At 61.4% G+C, this 13,233-nt stretch carries 8 protein-coding genes; 2 read left to right on the top strand and 6 right to left on the bottom strand.

What is annotated here, in order from left to right:
• The 6 genes from folE to QZ409_RS01875 all read right to left on the bottom strand — a co-directional run.
• Positions 1–395 (bottom strand): GTP cyclohydrolase I (gene folE, locus QZ409_RS01900; protein ID WP_296706493.1); only part of this gene is annotated, 395 nt, incomplete at its 3' end.
• Between the two features lie 627 nt (positions 396–1,022).
• The gene (locus QZ409_RS01895; RefSeq protein WP_296706490.1) at positions 1,023–1,895 is read right to left on the bottom strand and encodes a transporter; all 873 of its coding nucleotides are present in this window, start codon (positions 1,893–1,895) and stop codon (positions 1,023–1,025) included.
• A gap of 112 nt (positions 1,896–2,007) precedes the next feature.
• Positions 2,008–2,508 carry an acetone carboxylase subunit gamma gene (locus tag QZ409_RS01890; protein WP_296706488.1) on the bottom strand — a complete coding sequence of 167 codons (501 nt, stop codon included), beginning with the start codon at positions 2,506–2,508 and terminating at the stop codon, positions 2,008–2,010.
• Between the two features lie 36 nt (positions 2,509–2,544).
• Entirely contained in the window at positions 2,545–4,881 is a 2,337-nt protein-coding gene (locus tag QZ409_RS01885; protein WP_296706485.1) for a hydantoinase B/oxoprolinase family protein, read from the bottom strand.
• 15 nt (positions 4,882–4,896) lie between these two features.
• Positions 4,897–7,059 (bottom strand): hydantoinase/oxoprolinase family protein, encoded by a 2,163-nt coding sequence (locus QZ409_RS01880; protein ID WP_296706483.1) that lies wholly within the window; start codon positions 7,057–7,059, stop codon positions 4,897–4,899.
• Between the two features lie 293 nt (positions 7,060–7,352).
• Positions 7,353–9,350, bottom strand: coding sequence for a sigma-54-dependent Fis family transcriptional regulator (locus QZ409_RS01875; RefSeq protein ID WP_296706481.1), 1,998 nt, complete (start codon positions 9,348–9,350; stop codon positions 7,353–7,355).
• 486 nt (positions 9,351–9,836) lie between these two features.
• On the opposite strand from QZ409_RS01875, the gene QZ409_RS01870 reads away from it, so the two are divergent.
• Both QZ409_RS01870 and QZ409_RS01865 read left to right on the top strand, forming a co-directional pair.
• Positions 9,837–10,769, top strand: coding sequence for a hypothetical protein (locus QZ409_RS01870; RefSeq protein WP_296706479.1), 933 nt, complete (start codon positions 9,837–9,839; stop codon positions 10,767–10,769).
• 799 nt (positions 10,770–11,568) lie between these two features.
• Positions 11,569–12,870, top strand: a complete 1,302-nt coding sequence (locus QZ409_RS01865; protein ID WP_296706477.1) for a site-specific integrase — start codon at positions 11,569–11,571, stop codon at positions 12,868–12,870.
• The last annotated feature ends 363 nt before the right edge of the window (positions 12,871–13,233 follow it).

Here is a 13,233-nt window from a genome sequence, read left to right as displayed (position 1 = left end):
CGCGCCAGTTTCGAGAGCCCGACGACGCCGCGCTCCGGGTAATAGGCGATATGGGCCTTCCCGAAGAAGGGCGCCATATGGTGCTCGCAATGCGAGACGAAGGGAATGTCGCGTACGAGGACCATGTCGTCATAGCCCTCCACGTCCTCGAATACTTTGTCGAGGATCTCCGCTGGATCTTCGCCGTAACCGGCGAAAAGTTCGCCGAAGGCCTTGGCGACGCGCGCCGGCGTATCGAGCAAGCCTTCGCGAGCAGGATCGTCGCCGGCCCAGGCGAGCAGCACGACGACGGCGGCTTCCGCCTCGGCGCGGCTCGGACGCGGGACGGGGGCCCGCCTCTCATCCAGCTCAGCCCTAAGCGATCGAGCGTCAATGTCATGAGCCAGTTCGTCCATGTCGCATCCCCGCGCCGGCAAGCAATTTCATATGGCGTGGGTTTTTACGCTCGAAACGGAAGGATGGTTCAGTTTGGTCGCAGCATTTTCTGCTTTCGCCAAATGGTTCGCCTGGCTCCAGATCGTGCGCGCGAGCGGGGGCATCAGGTCTGCAAGGCTTTCGCTCTTGCAGGGCGAAGGACCTAACCACGGCTCCCGAAGAGCGTTTGTCATTGATGCCATACGGTCCATTCTAGACTAGGAGGCAGACTTTTGGTTCTTTACCGGCTTCCGCCCGTTGGAGCCGATGAGGACTGCGGGCCCGAATGACCGCCTTGGGTCATTACTACCGGTTCGTTTGTGGCTGCCGACGTCGGTTGCACGGATTTTCCGGTCATTCGGGGAAGGCGGACTCGCGCCAGAAGCGCAAGTCCACGGTCATCTGGCCCGGATCCAGAGACGGAGCGAAGGCGACTTTCGGAGCCGAAATGCGAACGGCTGGAGTGACCAGGAATTCGGACCCTTCACAATCGTTTCGAACCCCGATGTGATTCCAGGGGGAATCGTTGTGCCCCTCCTCCGTGTAAAAGGTCTCGACATTTTTCCAGGAGCACCCTGCAGGGTTCAAAGCGCTCCCCGCGTCAACCGTTAATATTTCGCGGCGATCCTTTGGTTCGAGGAATTGGGCGTCCAGATCGGGATGACGATGTTCGTCCATATCCGCGTGTCCTTGCCGCGGTAGTTTCGCTCCGCAACATCGCTCGTCAGCTTGAGCTGAATATTGACGGGACCGAAGTTATAGCCGACGAGGCCGCCAAGCGCGAACTGGCTCTGGCGGGCGTAGCCGGCATAGGGCCTGGACAGATCCGCCGAACCGAAGCCGACGGCGCCGATCTCCCATTTGCCGAAGGTTCTGGTCGCCGTCAGGTCGTAATTGAACCACGAGGGCGCGAAAGAGCCCGGTGTCGTTCCATTGCGTCCCGTTCCGTAAATGACGGTCGCGCTGAGGTCCCAGCCCTCGTTCAGGTAGGACAAGGCGACGACCTGCATGAAGGATGCGAAATTATAGGCGACGCCGATCCGTTCGAGAGGGCCGGTGACCGGAATGTGCAATCCCTCGTGAACGCCGGCATAAAAATGATTGCCGAGGTCCCATTTCAGGCTCAGCTCGACCAACGGATTGGCCCAGCCCGCCTTGTTCAGCCCCACCGGATGGTCGATGCTCACCTGGGCGGCCGAAGGCGCGACGTCAAAGCCGAGCCGGCCGCCCGCGAGCGTCCAGGGCGTCGACCAAACGATCCAGGTTGGCGCCAGGACGCCGACATCGGTGGCCGGGCTCGTGCTGCGCGCACCCCAATTCGCAAGAGTCAGGTCGTAAACGCCTTCGGGCAAGGGCGGGCCGAGGGCGATGCCAGTGGTCAGGCCGGGCTGCAATTCCGATCCGGCGACGACCGGCGCCGGGCTTTGCGCGACGAAAAATGTCGCAGCCAGGGCGATGGCCAATGGACGATAGGCGCGCAAAATCTCCTCCTCGGGAACGAGGCGAATGTGAGGGATTGGTTGTTTTCTGTTGAAAGGACCGCCGGCGGGCGGGATGTTCCGCCAGCGGTCTCGCCTTGCGGCGGCCTGTGGGTCAGGCGCGCTCGGGCACGGGGAGGTTCACCCAATCCCGGTAGAAGGTGTCGATATCCGGTTCGAAATCATGGATCACCGGATACCAGGGCGTCGGAGCCTCGACGTCATGCATGACGCCGCATTTCGGGCAGTAGAATTCGCGATAGACCTGCCATTGGGTGTCCGGCGCCATCAGCTGCGGATAGACCTCGGTCATCGACTCTTCGGTGTCGCGGACATAGACCGCCGCATGCAGTTTCCAGTTCTCGTCGTGCCCGCAGAATTCATGGCCGCAATCGCATTTGATCAGCCATTTCTTGTTGCTGGCCTTTTGCACGATGTTCATGTGCGGTCCGAGCGGCAGCACGATCTTGTCGGCATAGGAGACCTTGGCCTGGAGCGCCGCGAGATATTTCGCGAAGCGGTCCTGATCCTTGGGCATGGACAGCATGCGGAAGGTGGTTTCCCAGTCGAGCGTGCCCTCGACCAGATGCGCGACCTGTTCCTTGGTGTAAGACATGGTGGTTTCCTCAATTCCTGATGGTTTTCGGGCGGATCATTCTTCAACTTGGACGACGGTGTGCACGTCGGGCAGCAGCGAGAGATCCATGCGGTGCTTCGAGCCATAGGTCGGCACGCCGAGTTCGGATTCCTGCAGGTCCCAGTCGGCGGGCAGATCCCAGAAGGACTTGAATTCCGACTTGAATTTTTCCGACAGGCCGAAGCTGGTCGCGAACATGTGCTGCACCTGCACCGACGCATGCTTGTTGATGATGCGCTGGCGCTCTTCCTTCATCCATTCGCGGGTCGGCACGGCGCGCGCGAGGCGCTCCTTGCGGATTTCCGCGCGGCGGGCCTGCGTCTTCGCCGCATCGACGGTGAAGACGCCCTTGGCGTCGGTCGTGAAGACGGCGCCATAGACCTTGACGGCGTATTCAGGCAGCAGGAACTTCTGGTTGAGATCGTCCTCGATCGCCTTGGGCTCGCGGTCGAGCGGATCGCCGAAGCCGGGACCGCCACGCAGATAGTTTAGGTAGAGGTCGTGGTTGTCGTAGCAATCCTCGGTGGTGATGCATTGCTTGTCGCGCTTGACGACCGAGGTGGCGTCAATGTGGCGCTCATAATCAGGTCGGGTCGGATCGAGATCGCCGCCAAGCGGCAGCGAGTCGCCGATGGCGATGCGCTCCTTCAGCCCGGTCTTGTGCGCCTCGAAGCGATAGCCGGTGGCCGACGGATAGCCGCCCATCATTCCCCAGTCGCTGTTCATGAAGCCATTGCCCATGAAGAACATGGTCCAGTCCTGGGCGTTCCACACCATGCGCAAGGTCTCGAAGCCGCAGCCGCCGCGATATTTGCCATAGCCACCGGAATTGGCCTTCACATTGCGGCCGAGATAGAGGAGCGGCTCCGCCATTTCCCAGATCTCGATGTCGCCCATGTCGCCTTCCGGGTTCCAGATCGCGGCGGCGTGGTTCAGCCCGTCCTTGACCGCGCAGGCGCCGGTTCCGCAGGACGAAGCCTCGAAACTGTTGACCGCATGGATTTCGCCGTCCTGGTTGATGCCACCGCCCTGAAGCCAGTTCGACGTATTGGCGTTGCCGGCGTTGACCTCCTCCAGATAGCCTCGGCTGAAATAGGCCTGGCCGAGGCCGCGCCACAGAGCCGCCCAGCCGGACACCAGGAAATGCCAGGCGTAGGCGTGTCCCGTGCGGCGGTCGTCCGGATTGCACCAGGCGCCTTTCGGCAGGTGGAAATCCGTCGCGAAATAGGCGCCGTCATTGATGCGCTGCGTCGGCACCAGGGTCTGGCACATCATCACCCAGATGCCTGAGGTGAAGGCGACCTGATGTGCGTTGAACGTATGCCAGCCCCAACGGCTCGCGCCCTCGAAATCGAGCTTCCACGAGCCATCGCCGCGAATGGTCATCTCGCAAGGCGAATGCATGATGGAGTCGAGCTTGGCGAAAGCCGACGACACTTGCACGTCCGGGTGCTTGTAGGGCACGTCGACGAAGGAGACCTTGCGGTATTTGCCGGGCAGCGTCATGGCCTTGATGCGGCTCATCAAGCCGCGCCGGCCTTCCTCGATAACCTCGTGCGCGAATTTCTGGTAAGCCTCGAGACCGTCGGCGCGGATCACCTCCTCGACCAGATCGCGGATCATGTGGCAGCCGGCGATGCGGGTGCGCTCGTCCAGGATCCAGTATTTCGGCGTGCGCACCGAACGCTGCGATTCATGCAACCAGTCGCGCAGGGGCGTGTCGTTCACGCCGGTCTTGCGGCAGGTGATCATGTAGCCGTCGCCGAAGCGTTGCACCTGTCCGGTCGACATCGAGCCCGGCGTCACAGCGCCGGTATCGATCACATGAGTCACGCCTCCGACCCAGCCGATCAGCTTGCCGTCCCAGAAGATCGGCACGATGGTGGCGATGTCGCAGGGATGGACATTGCCGATCGCGCAATCGTTGGTGGTGAACATGTCGCCGGGATTGATGCCCGGATTGGCCTCCCAATTGTTCTCGATCATATATTTGATCGCCGCGCCCATCGTGCCGACATGGATGATAATGCCGGTGGAGGTCAGCACGCAGTCGCCGGCGGCGTTGTAGAGGGTGAAGCAGAGCTCGCCCTCCTGCTCCACTATCGGGCTGGCGGCGATTTTCTTGGCGGTTTCGCGGGCGTGGACCAGCCCGCCTCGCAGTTTCGAGAACAGCTTCTCGTAGCTGATCGGGTCGCTGTCGCGGAACGCCAGCTTTTCAAGGCCGTTGTAGAAGCCGGTGGCTTGCGTGCGCGCGATGATGTCATCGCGATTCTGCTTCAGCGTCATGCCGTTTCCGAGCAGGTCGCCGAAATTCGCCGCGGTTCCGGTAAAATTCTTGTCGAGCATGTTCATGTTGAAAATCCTCCCTTATTTCACTTCCTTGAGATGGAACAGGCGATGCTTGTCGATCGTCGTCTCAAAACCGTCCGGCACCACGAAGGTGGTCGCGTCGGATTCGATGATCGCCGGGCCGGCGATGTGATTGCCGGCCTTCAGCGCCTCCATTTTCCAGATTGTGGCGTCGACCCATTTCTTGTGGCGATAGAACGGGCGCGAGCCGAGGCGCGCTTCGAGCGGCGGCGTCCGGCCGCAATCCGGGTCTTCGGGCAGTACCGGCTTCTGCGTCGCCACCGTCCCGCGCAGGATCGCGCCGGTGATGGAGAAGCCGAGTTCGGGCGAACGCGCCGAATTGGCGTAGACGCGGCCGTAGGTGGTCTCGAAGGTCTCGACGATCCGGTCCCAGTCGGCGGCGGTTTCCGCCGAGGTCACGGGCGAAACGATTTCGAGATCGTTGAGCTGGCCCATGTACTGCATCTTGAAGCCGGGGATGAGCAGCACGTCCTCGGGCTTGAAGCCGTTGATCACAAATTCGTCGATGACCTTGGTCGCCAGTTCCGACCACGAGTCTTGCAATGTCTTGCAGGCCTCCGCCTTTTCCTGGGCGCTCGCGAATTGCGCCACGCCGACGTCGACAGACTTGTCGTAGCGATATTCGAAATCGGCGCAGGCGCAGCCGAAGGCCGAGAAGCCGGCTGCCCAAGCGGGCACGACGACATCCTTGAAGCCGACGCCCTCGGTATAGCCATAGGTATGGACTGGACCGGCGCCGCCATAGGAGAAGCAGGTGAATTCGGCCGGGTTGTAGCCCTTGGCGCTGATATTTGCGCGCAGATATTCCGACAAGGTGAGATCGAGCAGTTCGATCACGCCGGCGGCCGCGTCCTCGACCGACAATCCGAGCGGATCGGCAATCTGCGCCTTGATATGCTGGCGCGCCCTTTCGACGTCGAGCTTGATCGCGCCGCCGAGAAAATTCTCGGGGTTGAGATAACCGAGCACGACATGGCAGTCGGACACTGAAACCGTGTCGAGACCGCTTTCCGGCCAGCAGGTGCCGACGCGATAGCCTGCGCTGTCCGGACCGAGCTTGATCGACTTGCTGTAAGGATCGAGGCGGACGAAGCTGCCTGCGCCGGCGCCGACCGAGTCCATCGCCACCAGCGGCAGCGACAGCACGAGGCGAGCCATGTCGGGATCGGATTTGATGGCGAAATTACCCTTGGTGATCAGCGCCACGTCAAAGCTGGTGCCGCCAATGTCGGAACAGGCGATGTTTTCGTCGCCGAGCGCCTCGCCGAGCAGTTTCGAGCCGATCACGCCGCCAATCGGGCCGGAGACGATGGTGCGGGCCAGTTCCTTGGCCTTCCAGCTGATGGTGCCGCCATGGGTCGCCATCACGCGCAGGTCGAATTTGGCGCCGTGCTTCTTGAAGCGGTCATTGACAAGCTTGAGGGTCTGGCGCGACGGCTCGGCGCCATAGGCTTCGAGGATCGTCGTGTTCATGCGGTGGCTTTCCTTCCGCGACGGGTAATAGTCGACGGAGGCGAACACCGGGATGTCCACGCCGAGACGCTTCAGCTCCTCGCGCGCCACATCGCGGGCGCGCTGCTCGCTGGCCTCGTTCTTGTGCGATTGCAGCAGGCAGATGACGATGGCTTTAGCGCCCTCATCGACCAGTTCGCGCGTCGCCTGGCGGACTTCCTCCTCGCGCAGCGGGATGACCACCCGGCCCTGCACATCGGTGCGCTCGGTCACGCCGCGCGTGCGCGAAACCGGCACCAGTGGCTCGTCATAGCGATGGGTGTTGAGATGGATGCGGTCTTCCAGCGCATAGCCGAGATAGCTTTGCAGCGCGCGGCCCATCGAGTGAATCTGCTCGAAGCCGCGATTGCAGACCAGGCCGACCTTTAAGCCCTTGCGCATCAGGATGCGGTTGAGCATGGCCGTGCCGGAATAGACGCAGGTGACGAGTTCCGGATAGACGTCATCCACCTCGCGCCGCCAATGCGCCAGCGCATCGACGGAGGAATTGAAAATGGCCAGCGATTCATCCGCCGGATTGCTTTGCGCCTTGCCGACGACGAAACGTCCGTCGGCGCGAACGAAAAAGGTGTCGGTCATCGTGCCGCCGGCGTCGATGCCCAAAACCTGGACTGGATTGTCCTGGACTGGATTGGTCTGAGTTTCCACGGGATCCTCCGCTGATGTTTTTGTCAAAACGCCCGGACGGAAGACAGGAAGGGGTCCGCACGTTTCGTGACAATGTGCGCAACGGCCGTGCCAGAAATCGTATCGATCTAACTAATTGAAATTAAATAGATGTTTTATGCCGCCTCACAGGCGCTTCGCGTCTGCGGCGGACGCCTTCGCGTCTGCAATCCGGACGCGACCGGGCCTGGGACAGGGCGCAAAAAACGCCGCCCGACCTGTTCGGCGGGACGGCGTGGGATCAAAGGCAGGGAGCGGCTACTGGCGCCGAATCGTCAGAAGCGGAAGCGCTCGGCGGCGATGCGGCTGATGCCGTGGCGTTTCACTTTTTCGTAAAGCGTGCTTTTGGCGATGCCTAGCCGCGCGGCGACGCGGGTCAGATTGCCATGCTCGGCCTCGATGGCGGCAATGATGGCTTGTCGCTCGCGATCCGCCAGGCGAAGAGGCGCGGCGTCGGACACGGGCGGTGCCGCGCTTTCGACGCCGACGAAGGCGCCGCCGAAAGACAATTCGGGCGGGAGGTCGTCGAGCGTCAGCCGGTCTCCCTCCGCCAGCAAGGTCATGCCTTCGATGACATTGCGCAGTTCGCGGACATTGCCGGGCCAGGAATAGGCGACCAGGGCGTCGATCACGCGGGGATCGAGCGTTTTGGACTTCAGCTTGTGGGCGGCCGCGGTCATCTCGACGAAATGGCGCGCCAGCAGCGGTATGTCGTCGCGATGCTCCGCCAAGGCGGGAAGACGAAGGATGGTGACGGCGAGGCGATAGAACAGGTCCATGCGAAAGCGGCCCTGCGCCACTTCGTCGCGCAAATCGCGATTGGTCGCGGCGATGACCCGCACCTGAACCTTGCGCGGCCGGTTTTCTCCGACGCGATAAACCTCGCCATCTTCCAGCACCCTGAGAAAATGCGCCTGCAACTCCAGCGGCATTTCGCCGATTTCATCCAGGAACAGGGTTCCGCCATTGGCCGCCTCGAATTTCCCGGACATGCCGCCGCGCTTGGCGCCGGTGAAGGCTCCGTCGGCGAATCCGAACAATTCGCTGGCCAGCAAATCGCGGGTCATGCTGCCGCAGTTCAGCGGCACGAAGGGACCCTTGGCGCGGGCGCCCGCCACATGTAGGGCATGGGCGAAGACTTCCTTTCCCGCGCCGGTGGGGCCGAGCAGAAGCACCGGCAGATGCAGCTTGGCGAGCTGGCGCGCGCGGGACTTCACCTTGGCAATGGTTTCACTCGCGCCGACGATCTTGTCGAACGCGTCCCTCGCTGCTGCGACTGGTTCGGCGGCGGGCGCCGAAAAGGACGCCCAGCGCCGGGACGGAGGAATGGCGAGGATCGTGCCCAGATGCTCCTCGCGTTCGAGCACAGGCTCGATCCAGTCGGTTTTCAGCCATCCCGGCAGGTTGGCTTTCCGGCTTTCGAGCCGTCCCGCGCCCAGTTTGGCGCCGAGATCGTTGCATACTTTCATATCCAGTCCGACACTGTCGAAAAATAGTCCGGCGTTTTCATTGGCGCGGACCATGCGGCCTCGCCGGTCGAACACGACCAGACCGCTTTCGCCCCATCGAGCCCCCTGGTTGAAGGTGATGTCGAGCAGGCGCGCGCGCCGCTCCATTTCGATCGAGGTAAGGCGCGTCTCAATGCGCCCGGCGCCGGCGACGGCCAAGGCGAGGCAATGGGTGTTGTGGTTACCGCTCAGGCCGGAAATATCCAGCGCGCCCAGGACGCCGCCGTCGAACGGATCGCGGATGACGCTAGCCGAACAGGTCCATCGCTTGACCCCCTCGCAATAATGCTCCGCGGCGCAGATCTGGATCGGTTGGCCGGAGGCGAGCGCCGTGCCGATGGCGTTGGTGCCGCTCGCGCTCTCGTCCCAGAGCGCGCCGGGAATGAGCCGCACGTCGTGGCCGTCATATTTCGCCCCCGGATCGCCCTCGACCCACAGGATCACGCCATTCGGATCGGTAAGGATCATCATGGTCCCCGATTCCGACAGGAAATCCCGCGCATGGGCCATGACCGGCTTCGCCGCCTCGATGAGGTCGCGATGCCTTTGCTGCAACGAACGCATGCCGTCTTCGTCGACGACCACGGGGGCCGAGCATTGTCCCGGACTGACGCCCGTGTCGAGGCATCGCCGCCAGGAATCCTCGACCATGCGTCGCACGGCGTTGTCGGGCAAATCGTCGCCGGACAGAAATCTTTCCCAGGCGTTCATCACCGCCCGTTCGCCGCCGGCCTCCGGTCGACGGCCCATCAGGTCGCGAGCCACTTCGTTACCTCCCGAAATTCTTTCTTCTCGCGCTATTTATTGTCAGCTTATCGAGAATTTGCGTCCCGGCAATGCGGGAAGTTGGAACGGGCCTCCTTCCAGCCCGACATCGTCTCCTCTCGAAAATGACTTGAGGTCCGGCGTCCTGGAACGCAAGGAATGCGCCATAACATGAACCAATTGAATTGATTGATGACTTTCTCCAAAGCGTCCGGAAATCGGACTGTTCGGTCGTCCGGAATCCGGACGCCGACCGACGGCGCCGACCGCCGAACGAGCGATCGAAAGCCGGACGCCGCGTCCGTCCGGCGCGGACGCGAAGGGGTTGGGCATAGAAACTGTTCTACACACTATTTCAATGACTTGATCGCGACGGACGTCTGGCGCCGCGCTTGCCCCGTTATCCCGTCGTTTCGGCCTCGTGCGGCGCGCGCTGCGCCGCCTGGCCGCGAGACGACGATCCTCATCCGAACGGGTCTGGCCGACATGGGCGCCGAGCTTCTGGAAATGGCTTTCGCCGGGGCGGCGATCTATTTTACCTGCGGTTTTTTCACCAATGGCGTGGAATGGCTGGGCCTGCGGCTTCATCTGTCGCAAACGGCGACGGGGGCCATCCTCGCCGCCTTCGGCACGGCCTTGCCGGAAAGCGCCGTCACGCTGAGCGCCGCCGCCTTTGGATCGGATTCGGCGCAACAGGACATTGGCGTCGGCGCCGCCATCGGCGGTCCGCTCGCGCTGAGCACCATCGGTTACGGGGTGATCGGCCTGATGGTCTGGCGGCGCCGTGCGTTCGCCTCGCCGCTTGGCCATATGTCGTTTGATTGGCTGCGCCGCGACCAGATCTGGTTCCTGAGCATCTTTGTCCTTACTACTGTTCTGGGCGTGGCGGAGTTGCGCTGGAAAGCGCCGTTCGGCCTGCTGCTGATTGCCGCCTACGCCCTCTATCTTCATCGCGGGCTTGACGCCGCCGACGGCCTGTCCGAGGCGCTCGCCCCTGATCGCCTCGCACTTCGCCCGCGCGATTCGGAGCCGAAAACCGTCTGGATCGCCCTGCAACTTGGGCTGGCGCTCATGGCGATCTGCATGGCCTCGCGTTTTTTCGTACACGGACTGGAGATGACCGGTTCCGCGCTCGGTCTTTCGCCCCAGGTCACAGCCCTGCTTCTCAGTCCCATAGCGACGGAAATGCCGGAAACCATGAACGCAATCGTCTGGATGCGTCAGGACAAGCCGCACTTGGCGCTGGCCAATGTCAGCGGGGCGATGATGATCCAGGCGACCCTTCCAGCGGCCTTCGGCATGATTTTCACGCCATGGCTTTTCGAAGCCGCGGTCCTCATCGCCGCCCTTGCCATCGTTCTCGCGACAACCGTCGCGCTGACCGTCGTCAACCTGCGCCGTATGGCTTTGGCGGGATGAATACGGCTGGTCTGTCGCATCGTCGTCTTCGCGCCCCAGGCGCAACCTTCGTGATCGCCCTCGACCTCTTCGAATCCGGGACAAGCCCTTCCGCCAAGGACCGTTTTGCTCCTCAAAGCCAAGACGCCCTCACCAAAAGGGAATTTCCGCTTCGGGTCATAAATTCACTTTCGTGAGACGGTGTGGAATGTCCGCTGAGCCCTGCCACCTGCCGTCCATCCACTGGCGCCGTATGCGTCAGTCTCTGCCCTACTGATTGCGCATCGCAGCTGGCAGAAAGCACAAAACATTTACTGTGCCAAAAAACCGGCCGAGGCTGTACGGGCGATCATGGAGCCCCCCGCCCCCCTCGCATTCAAAACCCCTTCGGGGGTGGGTGGGGATCCCAAAGAATTCCTTCGAAGGGATTGCTCCAGCCCAGATGCGAAGAGCGCGCGCGTTATCTGAGACGGAGCGAGGCAGCTCTCCGCGAGCATTCATTGTTAGAATTGGACCGGACCGTGGGGCGCGGCAAATTGTCACCGTGCTTCCCGGGTGCTGCCCAAATCGATTTTCTGGGAAGCACATCCACTAGAAACATCTAGCAACCCATTGATTTACAATGGTGAGCGCGCTGGGACTCGAACCCAGGACCCTCTGATTAGAAGTCGTCAAAAATGCCATTTCTCGCGGTTTCCCAACATGCCTCTCTGATGCTGATATTTTCATATAATTATTTAATATCAAATAATTATGAAGCACATGAATTTCGTTTCTAGTCCCTGACGATCACGCGCCTTCCCGTTTTGGTGGTTGCTAGGTGGTTGCTATTTTTCCCGAGGCGTTCGATGATCGCACGTCAATTATGAGCCGAATTGCCATGCCCCGCCTTACCAAGAAGCTTGTTGAGACCCTCCCCTGCTCGTCTGCAGCCACCTATGCGTGGGACGATCAGCTCAGCGGTTTCGGCGTCAAAATTTTACCGACCGGAAAGAAAAAATATGTCGTCAAATATCGCGTCGGAGGCGGTCGCACGGGAAGACCGAGGTGGTATTTGGTTGGCGCGCACGGACAGCTAACATGCGAGCAGGCGCGCGAAATCGCCACCCAAGTACTTGCCGCCGTGGCGCGCGGCGAAGATCCGCAAGGCCAAAAGGAATTGCTTCGTGCGGCGCCAACTGTCGCTGATCTTTGGAAGCGGTTTGAAGACGAACACCTTCCGCGAAAAAAACCAAGATCGGCCGATGGCGACCGCCAAATCGCCACGGCGCATTTGATGCCAGCCCTCGGACGTCTCAAAGTCGTCGATGTGTCACGGAAAGATATCCAAGCCCTACACCACGCTATGGCGGAAATGCCCTATCAGGCCAACCGAACGATCGCACTGATGTCGAAGATGATGAGTCTCGCGGAAGTGTGGGGGTATCGGCCAGACGGCAGCAATCCTTGCCGCCATATCGTGAAATACCGCGAACAAGCACGGCAAAGATATCTTTCCCCAGACGAACTCATTCGAGTCGGCAAGGCCCTTTCGAAAGCGCTCGCCGCAAACGAAATCAACGTTCACATGGACGCCGCAATACGACTACTTCTTCTGACAGGCGCAAGGGTTTCAGAAATTCTGGGCGCGCGCTGGGAATGGGTGGATTGGAATCGACGCGTGATCGCCCTGCCCGACAGTAAGACAGGCGCAAAGCCGCTATTTTTGAGCGAGCAAGCAATTGAATTGCTGCGTCTGAGAAAGGCGGCGGCGGAAGGATCGGATAACCCATACGTCATCGAGGGAAGACTCGCGGGAAAGCCTCTCGTGAATCTTGCTAAGCCCTGGGCGCTGATCCGGAAACGCGCCGGCGTCGAAGACGTCCGCATTCACGACCTGCGCCATACGGCCGCGAGCATCGGCGTCGCGAGCGGACTCAATCTGCCTGTGATTGGCCGCCTTCTTGGCCACACGCAGGCGGCGACGACCCAACGCTACGCGCATGTCGACATTGATCCCGCCCTCGCCGCCATCAACACGATCGGCGCGGCGATCACGGCGTCGCTCAACGGAGAAACGGCAACTCGGGATGAGGGCGCTGCAGACACGGGCGAGAGCGGGCGCGTAAATAGCGGCCCATAGTGCAGATTATGACAAACACACTATGGCTCTCCCAAAGGCTCCGAATTTTGCGGAAAGCCGTCATAACAGCGACGCCCGATTTTGACTTACGCGGCCCAGTTCGCAGATCGCCGAGCAAACGTCTCAATCCGGCGGAAAGCGGAAGATGCCGAGTTGCTCCGGCAATGTCGGGTCGGCGCATGGATTGCGGACGTCAGGAATATTTGCGCCTGATTTTCGCACCCGCCAGGACGGCCGGCCGAAAACGCACAGGCGCGGCTAACTTCACTATGGGTCGCGGCGGCTTAGGTTGCGGTCGCGAATCCACAGATTCATAAGCGGCGCGCATGTCCAAAAATTGCCATGCAGAGACATTTGCAGAAT

The sequence above is a fragment of the Rhodoblastus sp. genome (assembly GCF_019449565.1).
Taxonomy (GTDB): Bacteria; Pseudomonadota; Alphaproteobacteria; order Rhizobiales; family Beijerinckiaceae; genus Rhodoblastus.
Note: the sequence above shows the minus strand (reverse complement) of the source record. Positions and strands in the feature narration are given on the sequence as shown.

Bases quoted from the DNA above. Each gene is read 5' to 3' on its own strand.
- QZ409_RS01890 (WP_296706488.1), bottom strand. From the start codon at position 2,508: ATGTCTTACACCAAGGAACAGGTCGCGCATCTGGTCGAGGGCACGCTC.
- QZ409_RS01885 (WP_296706485.1), bottom strand. From the start codon at position 4,881: ATGAACATGCTCGACAAGAATTTTACCGGAACCGCGGCGAATTTCGGC.
- QZ409_RS01870 (WP_296706479.1), top strand. From the start codon at position 9,837: ATGGGCGCCGAGCTTCTGGAAATGGCTTTCGCCGGGGCGGCGATCTAT.